Here is a 24,147-nt window from a genome sequence, read left to right on the forward strand (position 1 = left end):
GGTCTCGAACCCTTGCGCAAAGGCCGATGGACCCCACCCGCTGCGACTAAGCCAGCAAGCTGGCAAGTCTCGCTGCCCTCCCCTGAAGGGGAGGGGCTTAATTCTTGCTACGACATCTTGATCCCCGCGACGCCATTTTCGACCACCCCCGTCGCGCGCTTCGACAGATTGTTCACCGGCGTCGTCACCTTGTCGACGACCATGAAATGCGTCTGCCACGCCTCGCGCCCCACGTCGCAGACGAGATAGCCGCGCTGGTCGTTGGCGAATTTGAGTTCGGGGTTGAGCGCCAGCCACTCGTCGGTGCCCTTGCGCTTGTCGCTGCCGTCGCCGCCGCTCGAAATCGAGGTGCCGACGAATTCGCCGGCGACGACCTTGTCCTTTAGAACCAGATCGCCGCAGAAATTCTGATGCTCGTCGCCGGTCAGCACGACCGCGTTCTTCACCCCGCCGAGGCGCGCGAGCATTCGCTCGCGCGGCGCCTCGTAACCCGCCCAGCTGTCGAGGTTGAGGATCTTCTTGGGCTCGTCGGGAAAGCGCCGCCGGTCGAGCGACATCATCGTCACCTGCTGCGCGATCGCGTTCCACGTCGCGCCGCCTTCGCCCAGATTGTGCGCGAGCCAATCCTCCTGCGCCTTGCCGAGCACCTGCGCCTGCTTGTCGAAGACTTGCGCGCAGGCGGGCTTGAAGCCGTCGCCGCACGGCTGGTCGCTGCGGTACTGCCGCGTGTCGAGCAATTGCATCGACATCAGATCGCCAAAGCGCAGTTCGCGGTTGAGCGCGACCATGCCGCCGCGCGGCAGCAGCGCGCGGCGCACCGGCATATGCTCGTACCACGCCTGCATCGCCGCCTGCTTCTTGAGCATGAACACCTCGGGCGGCGGCGCGTCGGGGTCTTCGGCATCGAGACCGAGTTTCCAGTTGTCGCGGTCCGACACCCAGTCGTTGCGGATCTCGTGATCGTCGAAGCTCGACAGAAAGGCGTGGCTGCAGCGCGCCGCCTGCAGGTCGATGTCGCCGAGCTGCTGGCTGTAGGCGGTGCGGAAGTCGGAAAGGTCGATCAGGTTGCGGAACGCGTTCTGGCGCACCGGCCGGCTCGGCAGCCCGTCGGTGAACAGATAGTCCTGGCTATATTCATAGATGAAGTCGCCATAATGATAGACGAAGGCAAGGTCTTCGCGCGCCAGATGGCGGTAGGCGCCGAAGAAGCCCGATTCGAAATGCTGGCAGCCGCAGACCCCGAATTTCAGCGCATCGACGCGCGCGCCGACGGCCGGAAGCGTCCGCGCGCGGCCGCGCAGGCTGCGCTCGCCGGCGGCGGTGAAGCGATAATAATAGGGCCGGTCGGGCTGCAGTCCCGCGACCTCGACATGGACGCTGTGCGCCAGTTCGGGATGCGCGAGTTCGGTGCCCTTGGCCACGATGTCACGAAAGCCCCCATCGCTCGCGACCTCCCAGTCGACGGGCACTGGCGCGAGCGGCATGCCGCCGTGCGGCGCCATCGGTTCGGGGGCGAGGCGGGTCCAGATGACGAAGCCGTCGCTCGACGGGTCCCCCGCCGCGACGCCGAGGCTGAACGGGAAGTCGCGGAACAGCCCGCCCTCGGCGCGCAGGATCGCGGGCGCCGACAGGCCGGCGAGAGTGGCGGTGGCGAGAAACAAGCGGCGGCTGACCATGGCGGCTCCTGCGGGCTGGCACCGAGACTTCGACTCGGCGCGGAGCGGCATAGCCCAGCGTGGCGGTGATGCCCATTGCCCGCGGCGCCCGCCTGATTTTGCGGCTTGCCATCGCGACGTGCGTCTGGAAGACTTTCGCGATCAACCGGGGGGAAATCGATGAAAAGACCGTTCGATAGGACCAGTGCGCTCGCCTTGGCCGCGGCGCTTGCGATCACCGCCCTGCCCGCGACCATGCTTCACGCGGCCGCGCCCGCCGCGAGCGCCGGCGCGGCGGAGCAGGCTGCCCTCGCGCAGCAGCAGGCCACCGCCGAAAAGCTGCTCGCCTCGCTGAAGCGCCAGACGGGGACGATCCCGATCGACGAGGCGAAGGCCGACCTCGTCCTCGGCGACCAATATTATTTCGTCGGCCCCGACCAGTCGCGCTCGATCCTCGTCGATATCTGGCGCAATCCGCCCGACGCCGCCGACAATGTGCTCGGCATGGTCTTTCCGAAGGGCAAGAGCTTCGTCGACGACACCTGGTCGGCGGTGATCACCTTCGAACAATCGGGCTATGTCTCGGACGACGATGCGAAGACGATCGACTATGACGCGCTGCTCGCCGACATGAAGAAGAGCGACGAGGAACAGGCCGACGACGTTCGCGCGCAGGGCTATCCCGCCGGCATCGTCCAGAGCTGGGCGCAGGCGCCGACCTATGACGCCGCGAAACATTCGCTCGTCTGGGCGCGCGATATCAAGTTCGACGGGACGTCGCAGGATACGCTCAACTACGACATCCGGCTGCTCGGCCGCTCGGGGGTGCTCAGCATGAACATCATCGCGGGGATGGGTCAGCTCGGCGAGGTGCACGAGGCCGCGAAGACCTTCGCGCAGGTCGGCAGCTTCCGCTCGGGCGCGCGCTACGCCGACTTCGACCCTTCGATGGACAAGAAGGCCGAATATGGCCTCGCCGGGCTGGTCGCCGCGGGCGCGGGCGCGGTGGCGCTGAAAAAGGTCGGCCTGCTCGCGATCTTCGCCAAATTCGGCAAGATCATCATCATCGCGATCATCGCCGCCTTCGCCGCGCTGCGCAACCGCATCGGCCGCCTGTTCGGGCGCAAGCCGGCGCTCGAGGTGTCGGAATGGGAAGCGCCCGAGGCGCGGGCCGACGAGCCGGACGACGAAACCAAGGGCTGATGGCTTTCGCCCCGTCCCTCGCGAACGGCGAGGGACGGGGCGGGGGGTTGCGAGGCCAGGGGGGCTGGCGAACGCCCGCACCGTCACACCAGCGTCGGCAGCATCCAGAGCGCCATCGCGATCATCATCAGATTCTCGGTCAGCGAGACGAAGCCCAGCGGCACCTTGCTGCTGCCGCCGACGCAGGCGCATTTGATGTCGCGCCTGTCGACATAGACCGCCTTGAACACCGACACCGCGCCGATCCCGCCGATGAAGAGGGCGACCGGAATCGACAGCCAGGGCAGGGCGTGCGCGGTCATCAGCACGCCCGCAAGGCCCTCGGCAAAGGGATAGATGCTCGCATAGGGCACCCAGCGGCGCGCGAGCAGGTCGTAGTTCAGGAACATCGTCGCGAACTTGTCGACGTCCTGCAGCTTCAGCAGCGCGAGCACGATCATGCTGAACGAGATGAACCATTCGGCGGCCCGGATGGTGAAGGCATCGCCTTCGACCGCGAAGCTGGCGGCGAGCGCCATCAGCGCGGTCATGGCGAACAGCGCGATGACGGGCGTGTAGCTCGTCGCGTCGGGATCGGCGACCTTCAGCCCGAAATGGCGGCGCAGATCGTCGTAGCCGCCGATGCGCACCCCGTCGATGAAGGTCTGCGGCGTCGTCTTGACGCCATGCTCGGCCTTGAAGGCGTCGGTTTCGGCGCGCGTCGTCAGCCATCGGTCGTCGACCGCGAAGCCGCGGCTTGTCAGCAGATGCTTGGCCTTCAGGCCATAGGGACAGATATGGTCGGGCATGACCATGCGATGGAGGATTGCCTGTTTCGTCATGCTTTCCCTATAGCATCCGTACCATGGTACGGAGTCAAGCGATGCAGTTCACCATCGGCAAACTGGCGGCCGCGGGCGGGGTCGGGGTCGAAACGATCCGCTATTACCAGCGCCGCGGCTTGCTCGGCACGCCGGTGCGAAGCGGCGGCGACGGCTGGCGCGGCGGCATCCGCCGCTATGACGACAACGACCTCAGGCGTCTGAAGTTCATTCGCGCCGCCCAGGCGGCAGGCTTCACGCTCGACGAGATTTCGGAACTGCTCGCGCTCGAGGAAAGCGACGACCGCGTTCGCGTACGGTTCCTCGCGCGGCAGCGTATCGCGGCGCTCGATGAAAAGATCGCGCAGATGGCAGAAGCCCGCGCCGCGCTCGCGCGCCTGGCTGATCAATGCGCGGCAAGCGACAAGGGACCGTGCCCGATTCTGGCGGCGTTTGAGCCGTAGGCTTTCGAGGCGTTCCGAGGGGCGGCTTTCGGCCGCGTTGCGGCCATAAGATCCTCCCTGCGGCGAAGCCGTGGGGAGGGGGACCATCTGAAGGATGGTGGAGGGGCCGCGAGCGCAGCGAGCGCTGCGCGCTCGGCCCCTCCGTCAGCGGCTACGCCGCTGCCACCTCCCCATCGCTGCGCGACAGGGAGGATCGTCAGCTTCCGGCCGGTTTCGGCCATAGCTTCTCCCCTCCCTTTTAGGGAGGGGCTGGGGGTGGGTAGCCGCCGAAGGCGGCGTTCTTTTGCGGGCTCGCTCCGCTCGCGCACCCACCCCTAACCCCTCCCTAAAAGGGAATGGCTCAAATCCACCCCAAAGCCGCCACCGGCCTCAAAAAGCCCGATCAGCTGTGCAGGAAGTGCATCACATCCCCGTCCTGCACCACATAGCCCTTGCCCTCGGCGCGCAGCTTGCCCGCCTCGCGCGCCTTGGCTTCGCCGCCCAGTCCGACATAATCGTCGAAGGCGATCGTTTCGGCGCGGATGAAGCCCTTCTGAAAATCGCTGTGGATCTCGCCCGCCGCTTCGGGCGCGCTCGCGCCCTTGTGGACGGTCCAGGCGCGCGCCTCCTTCGGGCCGACGGTGAAGAAGGTCAAAAGGTGGAGCAACTCGTACCCCGCGCGGATCACGCGCGCGAGCCCGGTTTCATGCAGCCCCATTTCCTCGAGGAACAGCATCCGCTCGTCGGCCTCCATGCCGACCAGCTCGCTCTCGATCGCCGCCGAGACGATCACCGCCTGCGCGCCCTCGGCCCTGGCGCGCGCGAAGACGGCTTCGCTGTGCGCGTTGCCGGTCGCGGCCTTGGCTTCCTCGACGTTGCAGACATAGAGGACGGGCTTGGTGGTGAGGAGCTGCGCCTGTTTCAGGATGCGCTCTTCCTCGATATCCTTGGGCTCGGTCAGCCGCGCGGGCTTGCCGGCGCGCAAGAGGTCGAGCGCCTGGCCGAGCACCGAGGCCGCGGCCTTGGCTTCCTTGTCGCCGCCGGTCGCCTTCTTCGCGAAGGCCGGAACGCGCTTCTCGAGGCTTTCGAGGTCGGACAGCAGCAATTCGGTCTCGACCGTCTCGGCGTCGGCGACGGGATCGACCTTATTCTCGACATGCTGGATATCGTCGTCCTCGAAACAGCGCAGGACGTGGACGATCGCGTCGACCTCGCGGATGTTGCCGAGGAACTGGTTGCCGAGCCCCTCGCCCTTCGACGCGCCGCGCACCAGCCCGGCGATATCGACGAAGGCGAGCTGGGTCGGGATGATCTTCTGGCTGCCCGCGATCGCGGCGAGCTTGTCGAGCCGGTCGTCGGGGACCGCGACATTGCCGATATTCGGCTCGATCGTGCAGAAGGGATAGTTGGCCGCCTGCGCCGCCTGCGTCTCGGTCAGCGCGTTGAACAGGGTGGACTTGCCCACGTTGGGCAGCCCGACGATCCCGCATTTGAAACCCATGAAATCATCCGATCGAACTGGAAACAGGCCCGCCCCTTAGCGACAGGGACGGGCCTTTTCCAGTGCGTCGGATCACTTGCCGACGGGCGCGCTGTCCGTTCGCCGGACCACGATGGTCGAGGACCGCGGCGCCTCGCCCGCCACCGGCCAGTCGCCGGTCGGATGCTGGATGTTCACGAAGAAGGTCGTGAGGTCGGGCGTGTAGGCGAGCCCGGTGATCTCGCACCCCTTGGGCCCGACCAGGAAGCGCTTCGATTCCTTGGTCGCCTGGTCGAGATAGAACATCGCATTATGGCCGAAGGCCGCGTCGATCGAGGTGCCGGCGACGCCCGAATTGCCGGGGACGCTATGGTCGGTCTGGACCCAGAGGCGCCCCTGCGGGTCGATCCGCAGGCCATCGGGGCTCGAGAAAGTGTCGCCGTTGATGTTGCCGACCAGGTTGCTGCCGCCGGCCGCCAGCGAGGGATCGCCGCCGAGCAGGAAGATTTCCCAGCTGAACTTGGTCGCCAGCGGCGAATCGCTGTCCTCGCGGAACTTGATGATATGGCCGTGCAGGTTGGCGACGCGCGGGTTCATCGCGTCGGTGACCTTGCGGCCGCTGTTGTTGGTCAGCGTGACGAACACCGCCTTGTTGTCGGGCGCGACCGTGATCCATTCCGGGCGGTCCATCACGGTGCCGCCCGCGACCCGCGCGGCCGACTGGCACTCGATCAGCACGTCGGCCTGGGTGTTGAAATCGACGCTGGCCGGCGTCGGCGGGGTCGTGCTCTGGCTGACGTTGCCGGGGTCGGACGCGCCCGCGACAAGGCCGTTCTGCCCGACCGTCAGCGCCCGCCATTCGCCCGTGCCGTCGCCGTTGAAGCGCGCGACATAGAGCGTGCCATAATCGAGCAATTCGGTGTTGGCCGCGCGGTTCGAAGGGCTGAACGCCCGGTCGGGGACGAATTTATAGATGCACCCCGGCGTCGAATCGTCGCCCATGTAAAAGGCGACGCGATTGTCGCCGCTGGCCATGAAGGCGACATTCTCATGGTTGAAGCGGCCCATCGCGGTGCGCTTGGTGGGTGCCGCGAGTTCGCGCAGCGGGTCGATCTCGACCACCCAGCCATAATCGCGTTCGGGCCGGGTCGGATCGAGATAATTGTCGGTCGTTTCCTCGCAGGTCAGATAGGTGCCCCACGGAGTTCGGCCGCTCGAGCAATTGTTGAGCATGCCCTTGATCGTCCCCGACAGCAGCCCGGCGGCGGGACCGCCCGCGCGATAGCTGCTGTTGCCGGTGTAGCGCTTGTTATAGGTCGACCCCTGGCGGACGCCCCATATGCCGTCGCCGCCCTTGACGACCTCGACGACCCCGACCCCGACCGCGGACAGCGCGATCGCCTTCTGCTCGGCCGACGCGCTCGCCGCGTCATAGGATCCCGCCATCAGGATGTTGAAGTCGGGAAGTTCGAAATTCATCGCGAGCAGGCCGTTGGTGTTCGCATCGATGCCCGGCAGCGCGAAATATTCCATGCCGTCGTGGTTGCCCCCGGCCCATTTCTCGGCGACCGCGGCGCTCGGATAGTTGCCCGAATAGGGCGCGCCGGCCTCGATCGAATCGCCGGCCTTCAGCAGCACCTCGACCGAATAGCCCGCGGGAACGGTGACCTTGTCGTCCTGGTTCGCCGCCACCGAGGCGAAGGTGACCGCATAGCTGGCGGGCGTCGGAGTCGGGGTCGGCGTCGGCGAGGGCGTGGGGGTCGGCGGAACGGTGACCGTGGGGCCGCTCTCGTCTCCGCACGCCGCGAGCGCCGCCGCGGGCAGCACCGACAGGCCGAACAGGCCGTTTCGCAGGATCGAGCGGCGCGAGGGATTTTCCCCGACGATGGCTTCCAGGCTGTCCGGCCCGTTCAAATCGTCGGTCGCGCGGCGGTACGGCGCGCGCGCCTCGTCGGTCAGATATGACATGCAGTCCCCTTTTCTGGTTGCGCTGGACAGGGCGAAGGAAGGACTCCCTTCGCGTCCACCCGACGCGCCTTGCCGGGCGCGCATTGCAGGGGCGTTGCCCGACCGCGTCAGTTGGGCGGATCATCGATGACGAAATTGTTGCGCCGGCCATGGAAACCGGGCGTTGCGGTGGGTTCATCCTCGGCGGCATAGGGCGGACAAATGCGCCCGCTCATCAACAAGGCCCTATCGCGGCCGCTTGCTGCACTGCTCATCCTGCTCGTCGCGACCGGCGGCGCGTCGTCGTTCGAGGCGGCGGTGCTCGACGAGCTCAACGCGATGCACGCCGATCCGGGGGATTATAGCGAATCGCTCCTCGACTATCGCGACCGGTTCGACGGGCTGATCGTCTATGGCGAGGACGGCGAGTCCGATTTCCAGACCCGCGAAGGCGTGCGCCCCGTCGATGAGGCGGTCGCGGCCCTGCGCCGTGCCGATCCGCTGCCGCGCCTCCGCGAGGGGCGGCTGCTCGCGCTGGCGGCGGCTGACCATGTCGCGGCACAGTCGCGCTCGGGAGAGGTGGGGCATTATTCGCGGGGCCGCGATCCCGCCGCGCGGCTCGTCGCGCGGGGTGGCGGCCGCTATGTCAGCGAGGTCATCACCTATGGCCATAGCGACCCCGAATCGGTGATCCGCCAATTGCTCGTCGACGACGGCGTTCCCGGGCGCGGTCATCGCTTCGAGCTGCTTTCGGCGCGCTATCGCTATGCGGGGGTCGCCTGCGGCCCGCATCCGAGATGGCGGAGCATGTGCGTCATCGAGCTGTCCGAAACCCCCGACGGCAGCGCGCCGCCGCCACCCAGGCGCGACCGCGCGGCGCCCTAGCGGCGGGGCGGTGCCCCGCTAAGCCAGCCACCGCGCGAAGACCTTCACCGGCTGCAATTCCCAATCGAGGTGCGCGTAGAATCCCGCCGCGGGATTGCCGTCGCGCAGCATCAGCTCGACCTTGGGACAGCCGCGTTCGCGCAGCCAGTCGCACGCCGCGTCGAGCAGGCGCCGCGCGATCCCGGAGCCCTGATGATCGGGCAGCACGCCCAGATAATAGATCCAGCCGCGATGGCCGTCGAAGCCCGCCATGACCGTGCCGATAATCTTCGCCTCGCGTTCGGCGACCAGGATCGTCGCGGCGTCATGGTCCAGCGCGCGCGCGAAATCGGCGCGCGGCTCGTTCCACGGGCGCGTCAGCCCGCACGCCTGCCAGACCCCGATCGCCGCTTCGGCGTCGCCCGCCGTGGCGGGGCGCACCCCGGTCACGGCTGGAGCCTCAGCGCCAGATCGTTCTGGAACCGCACATCGTCGCCCTCGGCGAGCCACGGCGCCTCGGCGGCGATCGCGCCCAGGAGGTCGGTCAGCGGCTCGACCTCGCTCTTGTGGTAATTGCCGAGCACGTGGCCGGTCACCCGGTCCTTGTGCCCCGGATGGCCGATGCCGATCCGCACGCGGCGGAAATCGTCGCCGATATGCGCGATCATGCTGCGGATGCCATTGTGCCCCGCCGCGCCGCCGCCGCGCTTCACCTTCACCTTCATCGGGGTGAGGTCGAGCTCGTCGTAAAAGGCGGTGACGTCCCGCGGCGTCAGCTTGTAGAAATCCATCGCCGCGCGCACGCTGCGGCCGCTTTCGTTCATGAAGGTCGCGGGTTTGAGGATCAGCACGCGCTCGCGGCCGATGCGGCCGTCCTGCAGCCAGCCCTGGAACTTCTTCGCAGGGGCGCCGAAGCCGTGCATGTCGGCGATGACGTCGACCGCCATGAAGCCGACATTGTGGCGGTGCATCGCATATTGAGGCCCGGGATTGCCGAGGCCGACCCAGAGCTGCATATGAAAAACCCCTCCGCTTCAGGGGAGGGGCGGCGAGCCCCGGATCAAGTCCGGGGTGCAGCGGGGTGGGTATTCGACCCCTGCGCGGCCCCGCGAAACCCCACCCCAACCCCTCCCCTGAAGGGGAGGGGCTAGAGCTTGGTGATCAGGCTTCTTCGCCGCCTTCGGCAGCTTCGCCTTCACCCTCGTCCTTCGTCGTGTCGCCGTCGCTCGACTTGAGCGCCGACGGGGCGACGATGGTGGCGATGGTGAAATCGCGATCGGTGATCGCGCTTTCGGCACCCTTGGGCAGCGTGACATTGCTGATGTGGATCGAATCGCCGACATCGAAGCCGGTGACGTCGATCGCGATCTCGTCGGGGATCTTGTCCGCTTCGCAGACGAGTTCCAGCTCGTGACGGACGATGTTCAGCACGCCGCCGCGCTTCAGGCCCGGCGAGGCTTCCTCATTCTGGAAGATCACCGGAACCGCGACCTGGACCTTGGCATCCTTGGCGATGCGCAGGAAGTCGGCGTGGATCGGGCGGTCCTTCACCGGGTGGAAGGCGACGTCCTTGGGCAGCGTGCGGATCTGCTTGCCGCCGACGTCGATCATCACGACCGAGTTCATGAAGTGACCCGTCATCAGCTGCTTCATCAGCAGCTTTTCCTCGACGTGGATCATCAGGGGTTCTTCTTTGCCGCCATAGACAACGGCGGGGACGCGGCCCTCACGACGCAGTTCACGCGAGGCTCCCTTGCCTCCGCGTTCGCGCGTCTCGGCCGACAGCACCAGCTGGTCGCTCATCATTTTTCTCCGAAACAGATTACACGGTCCGCCACGCCTCCAGGGATGACCATGGCGGAAGCGCGGGCGCATAGCGGGCGCCGCGCGAAAATGCAAGGGCATGGGCGGAATGGGGCCGGCGGCTCTCCCCTCCCGCAGGCGGGAGGGGCCGGGGGTGGGCCCGCGGCGTTGCGATCGCCCACCCCGCTGCGACTAGCGAGCAAGCTCGCAAGTCTCGCTGCCCCTCCCGCTTGCGGGAGGGGCCGGGGAAAGCCTTCAGAAGCTGAGCTCGTCGTAGAGGTGCGACAGGTCGTGCGCCCAGGGTCCCTCGTAGCGGTCGAGGAGGTCGTGCGCGGGGGACTTGCCGCTCTTGGCGATGCGGCGCAGCGGCTCGAGGAAGCCGACCTCGTTGTCGCCCATCGAATTGACCTCGCCGCGCGCCGCGAGGCCCGCCGCGGCGATGTCGAGCACCTTGTGCGCGAGGTCGCCGACGGTGCCGCCGCCGGGCGCGGGGGCGCAGAGGCCGTCCCGCGGCACCGCGTCGCGCAGCGCCTGCTGTTCCTCGATGCTCCAGCCCTTGACCAGATCCCAGGCGGCGTCGAGCGCACCCTGGTCGTAGAGCAGGCCGACCCACAAGGCCGGGAGCGCGCAGATGCGGTTCCACGGGCCGCCGTCGGCGCCGCGCATTTCGAGGAAGCTCTTGAGCCGCACCTCGGGAAAGGCGGTCGAGAGATGGTCGGTCCAGTCGGAGAGGCGCGGCAACTCGCCGGGGAGCGCGGGAAGCTCGCCCTTCAGGAAGGAGCGGAAGCTTTGCCCCGCGGCGTCGATATATTTCCCGTCGCGAAAGACGAAATACATCGGCACGTCGAGCATATAGTCGACATAGCGATCATAGCCGAACCCGTCCTCGAACACGAAGGGGAGCATGCCGGTGCGCGCTGGGTCGGTGTCGGTCCAGATATGGCTGCGGTACGACATATAGCCGTTGGGCTTGCCGTCGGTGAAGGGCGAGGCGGCGAACAGCGCGGTCGCGAGCGGCTGGAGCGCCAGGGAAACGCGGAATTTCTGCACCATGTCAGCCTCACTCGCATAGTCGAGGTTGGTCTGGATCGTGCAGGTGCGCAGCATCATGTCGAGCCCCATCGTGCCGACGCGCGGCATATGCTCGAGCATGATCTTGTAGCGCCCCTTGGGCATGCGCGGCAGGTCGTCGCGGCTCTTGTCGGGCCACATGCCGAGGCCGAGGAAGCCGAGCCCGAGCTCGGCGCCGATTTCCTTCACCTGCTTCAGATGGCGGCCGGTCTCGGCGCAGGTCTGGTGGAGATTTTCGAGCGGGGCGCCCGACAGTTCGAGCTGCCCCGCGGGTTCGAGGCTGATCGCGCCGTCGCTGCCCGAAAGCGCGATGACGTTCCCGCCTTCATAAACCGGTTCCCAGCCATAGCGGGTGAGCGCCATCAGGAGGTCGCGAATGCCGCCGGGCTCGTCGTAGGAGGGGGCGCGGTGGTCGCCGGTGCGATAGACGAATTTCTCGTGCTCGGTGCCGATCCGCCACGCTTCGCGCGGCTTTTCGCCCTTGGCCATGGGGGCCGCGAGCTGGTCGCGGCTTTCGATGATGGGATCGTTTTGATCTGAAACCGTCCGCGTGCTCATGCGCGAGCATTTAGGGTGCGGCGAGGCGTCTGACCAGTGGTCAGTTGACGAGGACGTCGAAGATAATCGCCATGCTCGCCGACGGGGCGAGCGTCGCGGTGGAGGCGGCGATGTTCGCGCCGCTGCGCGAGGCGCCGAAGGGGTCGCTCTCGTCGCCGCCGCTGGCGTTGTCGTCCTCGACCGTCGTCGCGCCCGCGCAGCTCGTTCCGCTGCGCAGCGAGCCGGGGACGAAAGCGAGCGTCGCGGGAAGCGCGTCGGCGACGCTGACCGCGCTCGCGCTCGCGCCGCCGCTATTGGTGACGAGCAGGCAATAGCGCATCGTCGCGCCGGGAATCGCCTTGGGGTTCGCGGTGCCGTTGACCGGATCGCTGACGACGCTGCTCGTCTTGGCGATCGTCAGGGTCGTCGTCGGGCGGCAGAAGCTGATGTCGTGGATCGCCATGCCCTGCTGGCCCGGGTTCGCGGGGGCGAGACCGTGGCTGCCGTAATCGATGGTGATCGTGTCGACCGGGGAGGCGAAGGTGACGACGACATTGCCCGCCGCCTCGTTGTCGGCCGACAGGGTGTCGCCATAGGCGCTGTTGCCGATGACGTAATTGGCGGCGCCGTTGGTGAGTATGGGATAGACGGTGACGCCGCCGTAGCTGCCGGTGACGGTGACGCGGTCGGCGAACTGGCCGGCGGCATAATCGATGTCGAACAGCCGGAACTGCGCGCCGGGGACCGCGACGGGAAGGGTGATCGTCGAGGTGACGCTGCCCGTCTGGCTGGTGAAATCGACGATCTCGAACAGCGAATATTGCGCGGGGGCCAGCCCGCCGGTCACGACATTCTGGCGCGTTGGGGACTGGCCGCCATAGGTGGCGTTGCTCAGGAAGCTGCCCCCGCTGATGCCGATCGACAGGCTCGCGGTGCCGATGCCGGCGAGCGCGGTGCTGCCGCTCGTCGTGCCCGCGCTCCAGGCGATGCCGTCCCAGTCGAAAATCGTGCTGCCCGCGGGGCAGGTGAGCGCGGGCGGCGTACCGGCCGTGCGGCTGCCCGAGACGGTGAAGCTCGCGCTTGCCTGGTCGTCCTCGCCCGCGCCGCCGTTGCCCGGTGTCGAATCGCTGTCGGGAGCGGAGGAGGCCGATATTTCGGCGCTGTTGACGACCGTCGCGCCCGCGCTCGCATTGACGCTGCCGCTGATCGTCAGCGTGCGGGTAGCGCCCGGCGGAACGCTGCCGACGCTCCACACGCCGGTCGCGGCGTCATAGCTGCCGAAGCCCGATGCGCCCATGAAGGTGAAGCCCGCGGGAAGCGGGTCGAGCACCGAAACCCCGGTCGCGGTGGCCGGCGAGGCGGCGGCGTTGGTGACGCTCAGGACATAGCTGATGCTCGCGCCCGCGGTCGGCGAGGCGGTGCTGACGCTCTTGGCGAGCGACAGGTCGGCATTGTTGGCGGGCAGGCTGGTCAGCGTGAGGTCGGCGCGCACGAAATTGCCGTTGTCGGCCGAGGGGAACTGGTCGCAGATCTCGAGCCGCCACGTCCCCGCGCCATTCTCGCCGTTGAACGCCGACAGCGGCGCGTTGGGGCGGAAGACATTCTGATAGGGCGGCGCCGAGGTCGAATGATTGGCGTTGTTGCCGTCGGTGTTGACCGTCTGCGCCGCGTCATCGTCGAGCCGGACGTTGAAATTATTGCCCTGGAGATTTCCGGTGTCGCCGTCGACGAGCTGGACGCGCGTGCCCGCAGGCGACTGCAGGGTGATCCGGATATCGCCGCGCCAGCTGTGCGTCGCGAGCACGCCGAGATCGACGTCGGCGACCGTCACGCCGCCGCCGACGCTGAAATTGCGGATGAGCGGCGACGAGCAGGGGGTCGAGGCGTTGATCGCGCCGCCCGTGCTGTTGCTGTAGGTCGAAATGGTCTGCGCGGCCGCGGGCGCGGGGACGAGCATCATCGCCAGCCAGGCGAGCGCCGTCGCGGCCCGCATGATCTGTCCCCGCCAGCCCCCACGCCGGCGATATCGGCTCTGGTCCCGCCGCATCATTACGCCGCCATAGCCGCGGCATGGCTAACGGCGGGTTAAGGACGATCGTCCCGCCAGTCGCCGTGCGCCGCCATCCAGATGCCGACTGCGGCGATCGCGGCGGTTTCGGCGCGAAGGATGCGCGGGCCGAGCGCGATGCGGCGCACCGCGGGCGCGGCGAGCAGCGCCTCGCGCTCACGCATCGTGAAGCCGCCTTCGGGCCCGGTCAGGATCGCGGCGGGGGCGGGCGCGTCGGCCGCGGCGAGCGGCGCGCCGCCGGCCTCGTCGGCGAAGAGCAGCGCGCGATCCCGCGGCCAGCTCGTCAGGAGCTGCGGCAGCTTCACCGGTTCGGCAAGCTCGGGGAGCGCGGTGCGGCCGCATTGCTCGCACGCCTCGACGATCTGCGCCTCGAGCCGCTCGCGCTTGACCCGCTCGACGATGGTGCGTTCGGTGATCACCGGCTGAAGGCGGGCGATGCCGAGCTCGGTCGCCTTTTCGATGATCCAGTCGAGCCGCGCCTTCTTGACCGGCGCGAAGCAGAGCCAGAGGTCGGGCACGCGTTCGAGCGGGCGCGTCTGCCGCTCGATACGGACGGTCAGCGACCGCTTGCCCGCCTCGGCGACGCTGGCGAGCCATTCGCCGCTGCGATTGTCGAAGAGGAGCAGCGGGTCGCCGATCTTCGCGCGCATGACGTTGAGCAGATAATGCGCCGCAGGCCCGTCGATCACGGGCGTGCTTTCGGAGCCGAGCGGCCGATCGATGAACAGGCGGGGCGTGCTGGCGGGCGGCCAGGCGGGTGTCGCGGGCATGGCGAGCGGGATAGCCGACGCGCGGCGCTTTGCCCAGCGGGGCGGGGCGCATCGCGCTTCTGTCCCGATTCGGGTCGGATTTGCCCGCCGACACCCCCTCGGCGCTCCCCTGCGATTAGCGTTTTGGTAAGCAGTTCGGGCTTAGGTGCAGGGTGCCAGCCACGCATCTGAGTGGGCCGCGTGCCTGGCCCCAGGGGGGTGTGAGAGACCATGCGAGGGACCATCATCCGTCGTTTCCGGCAGGGCGCGAGGAAGCTGCTTCGCGATCAGCGCGGCAACGCCATGTTCCTGACCGCCGCGGCGGTCGTGCCGCTGATCGGCTTCGTCGGTTCGGCGGTCGATATCGGCCGCGCCTATATGGCCGAGCTGCGCCTGCAGCAGGCGTGCGACGCCGGCGTGCTCGCCGGGCGCCGCGCGATGGCGGGCGGCACCTATGATTCGGTCGCCCAGGCCGAAGCCGACAAGATGTTCAATTTCAACTATCCGACCGACAGCTACGGCAGCCACGACGTCGGCTTCACCTCGGAAGCGTCGGGCGCGTCGGACGTCACCGGCACCGCCAGCGCGATCCTGCCGACGGCCTTGATGTACATATTCGGCAAGAGCGAGTTCGACCTTTCGGTGAACTGCACCGCCAAGCTGGAGATTTCCAACGTCGACGTGATGCTGGTGCTCGACGTGACCGGGTCGATGTCGCGCGCCAACGGCGACGATACGGTGACCAAGATCGAGGGGCTGCGCACCGCGGCGATCGACTTTTTCGGAACGCTGACCGATGCCGACATCGGCGACGGCCGCCTGCGGTTCGGGGTCGTTCCCTACAGCTCGTCGGTCAATGTCGGCGGTATCCTGATGGCGAAGAATCCCGACTGGTTGTCGGACAAGGACAAGCTGCCGTCGCGCAAGGCGGTGTTCCGCAAGGAATATGCCGATCCGACGACCGATGTCTCCGACGAATATACGGACGGGCCCATCACCACCGATCGCGACTGGACGACCGAAAAGGGCAGCGTGTCGGGCATCCGGAACTCGTCGGAGTGCGAAGCCCTGGTTCCCGATGCGGACAGCCCGCGCCCGAGCGGATCGCCCGACTATAACCGCACCGGCGTCTATGAAAGCGGCGACACGCGCGTCACGACCTATCGCACCGAACAGGATTATATCTACCGGGGCCAGCAGGAATATATCTGGTCGAACAAGAAGTGCAGGCTGCGGTACAAGAACTCCTATTTCACGCGGACCTATACCACCACGGTGACCGAAACGAAGAAGGACGTCTTCGACAATAAATATCAATATATCGATTTCACGTTTGACGTCAGCCGGGCGAAACTCGGCGAGGCCCTGAAGTCGGACACCGGCGATGGCGGCACCGACATTTCGACCTATTGGCAAGGCTGTATCATCGAGCGCTATACCACGCCGTTCGGCCCCACCGAAACCGCGCCCGCCGAAGCCTATGACATGGACATCGACATGGAGCCGACCAATGTCGGCGACGACTCCGATGACACCAAATGGAAATTGTTCCTGCCCGCCGTCACCTTCGATCGCGGTCAGAAGGGCGAGTTCACCTCGTCGAGCGATTACAAGAATTTCGTCGAAAAGGGCGGGGATTATGCCGCGTGCCCGGTGCCGGCGATGAACCTGACCGTGATGACCAAAGCCGATGCGGGCACCTTCGCGAACTATATCAACTCGCTGCAGCCCAAGGGCTATACCTATCACGACGCCGGCATGGCGTGGGGCGCGCGGCTGATGTCGCCGACCGGTCTGTTCAAGAGCGAGAATGCGACCGCCGACAACGGCCGACCGATCAGCCGTCACATCATCTTCATGACCGACGGCGACATGATGACGCCGCGATCCAACCTGTCGCATCAAGGCAATGAATCGACGATGCAGCGCATCGGGGCGACCAGCGACGACAATGCCATCGCGCGCCACAACAATCGCTTCGTGCAGCTGTGCAAGGCCGCGCGCGACCGCGGCATCACCATCTGGGTCGTCTCCTTCGGCGTCGGCAGCAACAGCAACCTCAACAAATGCGCTTCCTCGGGGCAGGCCTATGAAGCCGACGACTCGGAGGAACTGAACGAGAATTTCCAGGCGATCGCGCGCCAGATCTCGAAGCTGAGGCTGTCGCAGTGACGCGCCTGGCTGCTCTCCTGCGGCGCCTTCGCTGCGATGAGCGCGCCATCGCGATGGTCGAGTTCGCGCTGACGGCGCCGATCTTCCTGCTCGTCCTGATGGGCATATTCGACTATTCGTGGCAGATGTACGCGCAGCAGGTGCTGCAGGGCGCGGTCAGCGAGGCCGCGCGCGATTCGACGCTCGAAACCTATGCGGACAGTCAAACCGCCCTCGATACGCGCGTCAGCGACCAGGTGCGCCGCGTGTTCCGGAACGCCGACGTCCGCTTCAGCCGCAAATCATACGACCGGTTCGAGCAGGTCGGCATCGAAGAACGCTATACCGACGCCAACGGCAACGGCAGCTATGACGCCGGCGAATGCTATGACGACAGCAACGGCAACGGCCGATGGGACCCCGACCGCGGCCGCGACGGCAACGGCGGCGCCGACGACGTCACCCTCTACACCGTCTCGATGAGCTTCGACCGCGTCCTGCCGGTGTGGCGGATGCTCGGCCAGCCGCAATCGACGACGCTGTCCTATTCGACGGTGCTGCGCAACCAGCCGTTCGCCACCGGATCCGACGCCAATCCGGACAGCTGCCCATGACCGCGCACGCGCTCCTCGGGCGGCGGGTCCGCGCCGTGATCGTGCGTTTCGCGCGGAACATCCGCGCCGCCGTGATCATCGAAATGGCGTTCGTCATCCCCTTTCTGGTGTTGGTCGGGTTCGGCGGCCTCGAAATCGCCAACCTGACGCTCACCACCACGCGCATCAGCCAGCTTGGCCTCAACACCGCCGACAATGCCTCGCGCATCGCCACGGGCAGCAATCTCGCCCAGCCGCAGGTACGCGAAGCCGACATCAATGACGTCTTCGCGGGGGTCGAGAAGCAGGCCGGCAATCTCGATTTCCAGCAGCACGGCCGGATCATCCTGTCGAGCCTCGAGCGCAACAGCGACGGCGGGCAGTGGATTCACTGGCAGCGTTGCTTCGGCGAGCTGAACGCCGATTCGAGCTATGGCGAAGAGGGCGACGGCCAGGATGGGACGGACTTCCCCGGCATGGGCGCCCGCGGCCGCGAAGTCACCGCGGCGGCGGGTACGGCGGTGATGTTCGTCGAAATCGTCTATGAATATCAGCCGCTTCTCTACGGCAAGTGGCTGGGCGCCAAGACGATCCGGTCGACCGCCGCGTTCAACATCCGCGAAGCGCGCGATTTGGCGCAGGTCTATAACCCCTCGCCCGCGGCGACCGCGGCCACCTGTTCCTGAGGCCGGTCGTCCGGCCTCAATCAGGCATTTATCGCGAGCGCCGCGGCTGCTATCGCCCGGATCGATGACCGCGGCGCATCCTCCCGACAGCCAGCACCAGGGCTTCCTGGCCCTGCTTCCCGCCGCGATGCGGCCCTATGCGCTGCTCGCGCGCTTCGACCGGCCGATCGGCTGGTGGCTGCTCTATTGGCCCTGCGCGTGGGGGCTCGCGCTCGGCGGCGGCGCGCGCAGTCACTGGACGCTCTTCTTCTGGATGCTGCTCGGCGCGATCGTCATGCGCGGCGCGGGCTGCGTCTATAACGACATCGTCGATCGCGATCTCGACGCAAAGGTCGCGCGCACCGCCTCACGCCCCGTCGCGAGCGGGGCGGTGTCGGTGCGGGGTGCGCTTTTATGGGTGCTGCTGCTGTCGCTCGTCGGGCTGGTCGTGTTGCTCCAACTGCCGCTGCCCGCGCAGGTCGTCGCGCTCGCGAGCCTCGCGCTCGTCGCCGCCTATCCCTTCATGAAACGGATCACCTGGTGGCCGCAGGCATGGCTCGGCCTCGTGTTCAGCTGGGGTGCGCTCGTCGGCTGGATCGCGGTCGGCGGCGGAGACGGGCTGGCGCTGCCATTGCTTTACGCGGGCTCGATCGCCTGGGTGATCGGATATGACACCATCTATGCGCTGCAGGATATCGAGGACGACGCGCTCGTCGGGGTGAAATCGAGCGCGCGCGCGATGGGGACGCAGGTGCGCGCCGGGGTGGCGCTCTGTTACGCAACCGCGCTGCTGCTGTGGGCGGGGGCGCTGTGGACCGTGCGGCCCGATCCGCTGGTGTTCGTCGCGCTGCTGCCCGCGGCGCTGCACCTGACCGGACAGGTGGCGACGCTCGAGCCGGCGAACGGTAGCGACGCGCTGGCGAAATTCCGCAGCAACCGCTTCGCGGGGCTGCTGGTGTTCGCGGCGATGCTGGTGGTGGGAAGCGCGGGGTAGCTATTCCGCCGCAAGCAGTTCCTCGGCGCCGCCGAGGTCGACCGAGACGAGGCGACTGACGCCCCTTTCGATCATCGTCACCCCGAACAGCCGGTGCATGCGCGCCATCGTCACCGCATTGTGGGTGACGATGAGGTAGCGGGTGTTGGTCTCGCGCGTCATGCGGTCGAGGAGGTCGCAGAAGCGCTCGATATTGGCGTCGTCGAGCGGCGCGTCGACCTCGTCGAGGACGCAGATCGGCGCGGGATTGGTGAGGAAGAGGCCGAAGATCAGCGCCACGGCGGTCAGCGCCTGCTCGCCGCCCGAAAGCAGGGTCAGCGTGCCGAGGCGCTTGCCCGGCGGCTGCGCCATGATCTCGAGTCCGGCCTCCAAGGGATCGTCCGAATCGACGAGTTCGAGATGCGCCTGGCCGCCGTTGAACAGCGTGGTGAAGAGGCGCTGGAAATGGGTGTTCACTGCCTCGAAGGCCGCGAGGAGTCGGACGCGGCCCTCGCGGTTCAGATTGCCGATCGAGCCGCGCAGACGGTTCACCGCCTGCTGCAGCTCCTCGATTTCGGCGGCGTTCCTCTCGCGCTCGGTATCGAGCTCGGCGAGTTCGTCGGCGGCGACGAGATTGACCGGGCCCAGCCGCTCGCGGTCGGCGATCAGCCGGTCGTGCTGCGCCGATTCGGCGCCCGCGTCGCCGACGCCATCGCTTTCGAAGCCCGCCTTCTGCGGCAGGAGCGGCGGCGGGCATTCGAAGCGCTCGCCCGACAGGCGGCCCATTTCGATGCGGCGCAGCTCGGCATTTTCGGAGCGTGCGACCGCGCCGGCGCGGGTTTCGCGCGCCGCGGCGACGCGCTCGCGCACCGTGGTGAGCGCCGCCTCGGCTTCGCGCAGCGCCGCCTCAGCCTCGCGTTCGCGCGTCTCGGCCTCGGCGACCTGCTCGCGCAAGGCCGCCTGCCGCGTCTCGGCGGCGGCGCGGTCGGCGGCGAGCCTGTCGGGCAGATCGGCGAGCTTCGCGGCCTCGGCGGCGAGCGCGTCGGCGCGCTTGTCCATGTCGGCGACGCGGCGCGCCGCCTCGCCGGCGCGCGCCTTCCAGCTCTTGATCTCGGCGCTGACGACCGCCTGGCGTTCGCTGAGCGCCGCAAGCGCGCGGTCGTGGTCGGCGAGCGCGCCCTGCGCGGCGCCGGCATCGGTGCGCGCGCGGTCGGTGTCGGCCTCGGCGCCATCGAGCGCGACGCGGGCGATCGCCTCGTCGGGAAGCGCGGCGAGCGCCGCCTCGTGCGCCGCGAGTTGTTCGCCCGCTTCCTTGGCCGCGGCGGCGATTTCGGCGAGGCGGCCCGCGAACAGCGCGGCGGCGCTCTGATGACGATCGAGCGCGGCCTGCGCCTGATCGGCGGCGCGCAGCGCGCCGCGCCGAGTCTCATCGGCGTCGGCGAGCGCCTTGCGCGCGGCGGCGGCGGCCTCGGTGCGCGCGGTGAGGGCGAGGGCAGCCTTTTCGCGCCGGTCGCGCAGTTCCTGGACCCCCAGTTCGACCCCGGGGCGCTGCGCCGCGAGCGCGTCGAGGCGGTTCTGGCGCTGCAATCTCTCGCTCGCCGTCGCGCCGTCGCCGCGGGTCACGAAGCCGTCCCAGCGGCGCATCACCCCGTCGAGCGTCACGAGGCGCTGGCCGACAGCGAGCGGCTGGCCGGCGTCGTTTTCGGCGATTGCGACCTGCGCCAGACGGCGCGTGAGCGCGCGCGGCGCCTCGGCGACCTCGGTGAGCGCGCGCGTGCCGGCGGGCAGTGCGGGGTCGTTCCTGGGCGTTTCGGCGCCGCGCCAGCTTCGCGCCGCGTCGGCACCGGTGCCCGCGTCGAGATCGTCGCCGAGCGCCGCGGCGAGCGCGGCCTCATAGCCCGGCTTCACCTTGATCCGGTCGAGGACCCGGTCGGCGTCGCTGCGCGCGGCGGCGAGCGCGCGTTCGAGCGTCGTCGCCTCGCCTTCGAGCGCGGCGAGCGCGGCGCGCGCTTCGGCGAGCGCGGCATCGAGCGCGGCGAGGTCGGCGGTGGCGGCCCCGCGGTCGGCGTCGGCGGCGGTGAGCGCGGCCTCGGCGTCGGCGATCGCGGCTTCGGCGCGCTCGGCGTCGCGCGCGCTTTCCTGGACGGTCGCAGCGAGCGCGTCGCTGTCGCCGAGTGCGGCGACCTCGGCCTCGACCCGCGCGCCTTCGCTCGCGATCCGCCGCACCGCCGCCTCGGCGCCGTCGCGGGCGCCGAGCGCGACGCGCCGGTCCGCCGCTTCGCTCGCGGCCTTCGCGCGCGCCTGCGCCAGCGCGACCTCGGCATCGCGCAGCCGCGCCTGCGCCGCCTGATGCGCCTCGACCAGCGCGGCCTTGCCGGCGTCGTGCGCGGCGATGCTCTGCGCAAGGGCTTTGCCCTCGCTATCGAGCGCGGTCAGCGCGCCATGCGCGTCGCGCGCGAGTTCGCCCTCGCGCTCCCGGTCGTCGGCGAGCCGCGCCTGTTGCGCCATAAGGTCGTCGATCCGCTGGCGCGCCGCGCGTTCCTCGCCGGTCAGGCGGACCTGCGTCGCGGTCGCCTCGGCGAGCGCATCGCGCTGCGCCTGCGCGTCGGCGCGCGCCGAGGCGACGCGGGTCGCGACCTCGGTCTGCGCGCGCGACAGGAGTTCCAGCTCGTCCTGCGCCGCCTTGACTGCCGCCTCGGCGGCATCGGCGTCGCGGCGCGCCTGGTCGGCGGCCGCGGCCGCGTCGCGCCAGCGCGCGTAGATCAGCCGCGCCTCGGCGACGCGGATCTCGTCGCTGAGCTTCTTATAGCGCTCGGCGGCGCGCGCCTGGCGACGGAGCGCGTTCGCGCGCACCTCCATGTCGGCGACGATTTCCGACAGGCGCGCGAGGTTGGTCTCGGTCGCGCGCAGCTTCTGCTCGGCGTCCTTGCGGCGGACGTGGAGGCCCGCGATGCCCGCCGCCTCTTCCAGCATCGCGCGCCGGTCGGTCGGCTTCGCGGCGATGACGTTGGCGATCTTGCCCTGGCTGACGAGCGCGGGGCTGTGCGCGCCGGTCGCGGCGTCGGCAAAGATCAGCGCGACGTCCTTCGCACGCACGTCGCGCCCGTTGGCGCGATAGGCGCTGCCCGCGCCGCGCTCGATACGGCGGATGATCTCGAGCTCGCGGGAACCCTCGTTGGCGTCGGAAAGGCCCGCGACGAGCGCCCCCTCGGTGTCGCAGTGGATCGCGACCTCGGCGAAATCGCGCGCCGGGCGCGACGAGGTGCCGGCGAAGATCACATCCTCCATCCCGCCGCCGCGCATCGACTTGGGGCTGGATTCGCCCATGACCCAGCGGATCGCTTCCAGAAGGTTCGACTTGCCGCAGCCGTTGGGGCCGACGACGCCCGTCAGCCCGGGCTCGATGCGCAGCTCGGTGGGTTCGACGAAGCTCTTGAAACCGGTCAGGCGCAGCCGCTTTATCTGCACGAGGCCACCTCGCGCAGATCGTCGAATCGCAGGCGTTGCAACCGTTCCGTCACATATCCCCCTAAAGCGCCGTCATGCCGCGCGGGGGAGGGAGTCGCAAGGGGGTTGAGACGGAAAGCCCCTCCCCTTCCGGGGAGGGGTGAGCATAGGATCAGCGCGCGCCCATCGTGCGCAGGCGGTCGCGCATCAGGGGCCAGGTGGCGATGCCCTCGGCGACCTGGCCGTTGATGACGAAGGTCGGCGTGCCCTGGACATTATATTGCTGCTGGGCGTTGTTCGTGCCGTCCTCGAGCTTCTTGATGCCGTCGAGGTTGGCGAGGCAGGCGTTGACCTGTTCGCCGGTCATGCCGCGCGATTGGAAGAACTGGTCGAGCTTCATCGCCTTGGCGAGCTGCTGGAAGCGGACGCCGGGGGCCGACTTCATCGCCGCTTCATAGCCTTGCGGATTGGCCTGCGCCGCCGCGAAGATCTCGGCCTGCGACGCGAAGGTGCTCTGCGTCAGCGGGAAATAGCGCTCGGGCGGGGCGCAATGGGTGATCGCGGCGGCGGTGAGGTCGATGCCGTCGCGGATGAAGTTCCGAAGTTCGAGGCTGACGCGGCCGGTGTCGATGAAGTCGCGTTTCAGTTCGTCATGGCTCTCGGTCGCGAAATCGGCGCAGTGCGGACAAGTCAGCGACGCGAATTCGATGATCTTGACCGGTGCGTCGGGGTTGCCCATCACATGGCCGCCTTCGGGCGTCACGGCGACGACGTCGGACCAGCTCTTGCCGGCGGGGGCGGCGACCTTCGCGATCACCTCCTGCTGCTTGGCGGGGTCGGTCTTGCTGTCGCCGCAGGCGGCTAGGGCGAAAGCGCCGAGCGAGGCGAGGAGCGCGATGCGCAGCGTGGGCAAGGTCTTGGACACGGTCTTCTCCGTCTGGTCGTGATGGGGAGCGTCTTTACTTCTGCTTGAGCGCCGCGTCGAGAACCGGTTTGAGGTCGGCCCAATGGCCGACTTCGGTCTTGCGGCCGTTGACGAAGAAGGTCGGGGTGCCCGCGACCTTGTCGGCGTTCATGCCGATGCTGGTCATCCCCATCAGCTCGGCCTCGGCGACGCCGCTGGAAAGGCAGGCGTCGAGCTGCGCCGCCGTATAGCCGCGCGCGCGCATCAGCGCGTCGAGCCCGGTGTCGGCGGCCATCCGCCGCGTCCGGTCGCCGAGCGAGCCCTGATACCAGGGCGCCTGCTGCGCCTGCGTCATCTTCGCGGCCTTGCCGAGCCAGGCCGGCTGCGCGGCGAAGATCGCCTGGTGATTGGCGAGGAAGGCCTTGGGGCCGCCGCAGCGCGCAAGCATCGCCGCGGCCATGTCGAGCGGGTCGCGGATCAGGTTGCGATATTCGAACAGGACGAGGCCGCGGTCGACATATTGGGTCTTGAGCGCGGTGCCCGATTCCTTCGCGAACTCGGCGCAATGCGAGCAGGTGTAGCTGAAATATTCGACCAGCTTCACTTTCGCCTGCGGGTTGCCGACGCTGTAGGCGCCGATCGCGCTTTCGGCGACGGTCGCCGACCAGCGCGGGCCGGCGGGCTTGGCGGGCGCTGCGGCGACGAGCAATGCGAGCGCGGCGGCGGACAGCGCCGCGACGGCCGAGCGGCGCGGCAGCGATGCGATGGCGATAGGGAACATGGTCGGGCCGGGT

General features: G+C 68.3%; 20 protein-coding genes. 7 read left to right on the forward strand and 13 right to left on the reverse strand.

Annotation, left to right across the window (positions count from 1 at the left end; translation table 11 throughout):
• Positions 1 to 107: 107 nt before the first annotated feature.
• Positions 108 to 1,676, reverse strand: a complete 1,569-nt coding sequence (locus tag CD928_RS09615; RefSeq protein ID WP_095386861.1) for an alkaline phosphatase — start codon at positions 1,674 to 1,676, stop codon at positions 108 to 110.
• Positions 1,677 to 1,835: 159 nt separating this feature from the next.
• Here CD928_RS09615 and CD928_RS09620 point away from each other — a divergent pair, with 159 nt between their 5' ends.
• Entirely contained in the window at positions 1,836 to 2,858 is a 1,023-nt protein-coding gene (locus CD928_RS09620; RefSeq protein WP_095386862.1) for a DUF2167 domain-containing protein, read from the forward strand.
• A gap of 83 nt (positions 2,859 to 2,941) precedes the next feature.
• Here the strand turns inward: CD928_RS09620 and CD928_RS09625 are convergent, their stop codons facing one another.
• Positions 2,942 to 3,679 (reverse strand): glutaredoxin family protein, encoded by a 738-nt coding sequence (locus tag CD928_RS09625; protein WP_095386863.1) that lies wholly within the window; start codon positions 3,677 to 3,679, stop codon positions 2,942 to 2,944.
• Positions 3,680 to 3,720: 41 nt separating this feature from the next.
• Here CD928_RS09625 and CD928_RS09630 point away from each other — a divergent pair, with 41 nt between their 5' ends.
• A complete protein-coding gene (locus tag CD928_RS09630; RefSeq protein WP_095386864.1) occupies positions 3,721 to 4,122 on the forward strand; it encodes a MerR family transcriptional regulator in 402 nt (133 codons plus the stop codon).
• Between the two features lie 382 nt (positions 4,123 to 4,504).
• Here the strand turns inward: CD928_RS09630 and ychF are convergent, their stop codons facing one another.
• Positions 4,505 to 5,602, reverse strand: coding sequence for a redox-regulated ATPase YchF (gene ychF, locus CD928_RS09635; protein ID WP_095386865.1), 1,098 nt, complete (start codon positions 5,600 to 5,602; stop codon positions 4,505 to 4,507).
• A gap of 72 nt (positions 5,603 to 5,674) precedes the next feature.
• Complete coding sequence (locus tag CD928_RS09640; RefSeq protein ID WP_095386866.1) at positions 5,675 to 7,549, reverse strand: PhoX family phosphatase; 1,875 nt, start codon at positions 7,547 to 7,549, stop codon at positions 5,675 to 5,677.
• A 201-nt stretch (positions 7,550 to 7,750) separates the two neighbouring features.
• Here CD928_RS09640 and CD928_RS09645 point away from each other — a divergent pair, with 201 nt between their 5' ends.
• The gene (locus CD928_RS09645; protein WP_095386867.1) at positions 7,751 to 8,413 is read left to right on the forward strand and encodes a CAP domain-containing protein; all 663 of its coding nucleotides are present in this window, start codon (positions 7,751 to 7,753) and stop codon (positions 8,411 to 8,413) included.
• Between the two features lie 18 nt (positions 8,414 to 8,431).
• Here the strand turns inward: CD928_RS09645 and CD928_RS09650 are convergent, their stop codons facing one another.
• The 6 genes from CD928_RS09650 to CD928_RS09675 form a co-directional block, all read right to left on the reverse strand.
• Positions 8,432 to 8,842, reverse strand: coding sequence for a GNAT family acetyltransferase (locus CD928_RS09650; protein WP_095386868.1), 411 nt, complete (start codon positions 8,840 to 8,842; stop codon positions 8,432 to 8,434).
• Positions 8,839 to 9,408, reverse strand: coding sequence for an aminoacyl-tRNA hydrolase (gene pth, locus CD928_RS09655; protein WP_095386869.1), 570 nt, complete (start codon positions 9,406 to 9,408; stop codon positions 8,839 to 8,841). Before pth ends, CD928_RS09650 begins: the two co-directional genes overlap by 4 nt.
• A 145-nt stretch (positions 9,409 to 9,553) precedes the next feature.
• Positions 9,554 to 10,195 (reverse strand): 50S ribosomal protein L25/general stress protein Ctc, encoded by a 642-nt coding sequence (locus CD928_RS09660; RefSeq protein ID WP_095386870.1) that lies wholly within the window; start codon positions 10,193 to 10,195, stop codon positions 9,554 to 9,556.
• Positions 10,196 to 10,450: 255 nt separating this feature from the next.
• Complete coding sequence (locus tag CD928_RS09665) at positions 10,451 to 11,824, reverse strand: glutamate--cysteine ligase (protein ID WP_095386871.1); 1,374 nt, start codon at positions 11,822 to 11,824, stop codon at positions 10,451 to 10,453.
• A 40-nt stretch (positions 11,825 to 11,864) separates the two neighbouring features.
• Entirely contained in the window at positions 11,865 to 13,796 is a 1,932-nt protein-coding gene (locus tag CD928_RS09670; protein WP_095386872.1) for a proprotein convertase P-domain-containing protein, read from the reverse strand.
• 92 nt (positions 13,797 to 13,888) lie between these two features.
• Positions 13,889 to 14,641 (reverse strand): 16S rRNA (uracil(1498)-N(3))-methyltransferase, encoded by a 753-nt coding sequence (locus CD928_RS09675; protein ID WP_095386873.1) that lies wholly within the window; start codon positions 14,639 to 14,641, stop codon positions 13,889 to 13,891.
• 210 nt (positions 14,642 to 14,851) lie between these two features.
• Here CD928_RS09675 and CD928_RS09680 point away from each other — a divergent pair, with 210 nt between their 5' ends.
• From CD928_RS09680 to ubiA, 4 genes are all read left to right on the forward strand, one after another.
• Positions 14,852 to 16,792, forward strand: coding sequence for a TadE/TadG family type IV pilus assembly protein (locus CD928_RS09680; protein ID WP_095386874.1), 1,941 nt, complete (start codon positions 14,852 to 14,854; stop codon positions 16,790 to 16,792).
• Complete coding sequence (locus tag CD928_RS09685; protein ID WP_095386875.1) at positions 16,789 to 17,385, forward strand: TadE/TadG family type IV pilus assembly protein; 597 nt, start codon at positions 16,789 to 16,791, stop codon at positions 17,383 to 17,385. Before CD928_RS09680 ends, CD928_RS09685 begins: the two co-directional genes overlap by 4 nt.
• Positions 17,382 to 18,050 (forward strand): TadE/TadG family type IV pilus assembly protein, encoded by a 669-nt coding sequence (locus tag CD928_RS09690; protein WP_095386876.1) that lies wholly within the window; start codon positions 17,382 to 17,384, stop codon positions 18,048 to 18,050. The genes CD928_RS09685 and CD928_RS09690 overlap by 4 nt, the downstream gene beginning before the upstream one ends.
• Positions 18,051 to 18,114: 64 nt before the next feature.
• The gene (gene ubiA, locus CD928_RS09695; RefSeq protein ID WP_095386877.1) at positions 18,115 to 19,023 is read left to right on the forward strand and encodes a 4-hydroxybenzoate octaprenyltransferase; all 909 of its coding nucleotides are present in this window, start codon (positions 18,115 to 18,117) and stop codon (positions 19,021 to 19,023) included.
• On the opposite strand, the gene smc is transcribed toward ubiA, so the two are convergent.
• From smc to CD928_RS09710, 3 genes are all read right to left on the reverse strand, one after another.
• Positions 19,024 to 22,470 carry a chromosome segregation protein SMC gene (gene smc, locus CD928_RS09700; protein WP_095386878.1) on the reverse strand — a complete coding sequence of 1,149 codons (3,447 nt, stop codon included), beginning with the start codon at positions 22,468 to 22,470 and terminating at the stop codon, positions 19,024 to 19,026.
• A gap of 151 nt (positions 22,471 to 22,621) precedes the next feature.
• Positions 22,622 to 23,374, reverse strand: coding sequence for a thioredoxin domain-containing protein (locus CD928_RS09705; RefSeq protein ID WP_255247098.1), 753 nt, complete (start codon positions 23,372 to 23,374; stop codon positions 22,622 to 22,624).
• Between the two features lie 34 nt (positions 23,375 to 23,408).
• Complete coding sequence (locus tag CD928_RS09710; protein WP_095386879.1) at positions 23,409 to 24,134, reverse strand: thioredoxin domain-containing protein; 726 nt, start codon at positions 24,132 to 24,134, stop codon at positions 23,409 to 23,411.
• Positions 24,135 to 24,147 lie beyond the last annotated feature (13 nt).

The organism is Sphingopyxis sp. GW247-27LB, from assembly GCF_002277025.1.
In the GTDB taxonomy this organism is placed as follows: domain Bacteria; phylum Pseudomonadota; class Alphaproteobacteria; order Sphingomonadales; family Sphingomonadaceae; genus Sphingopyxis.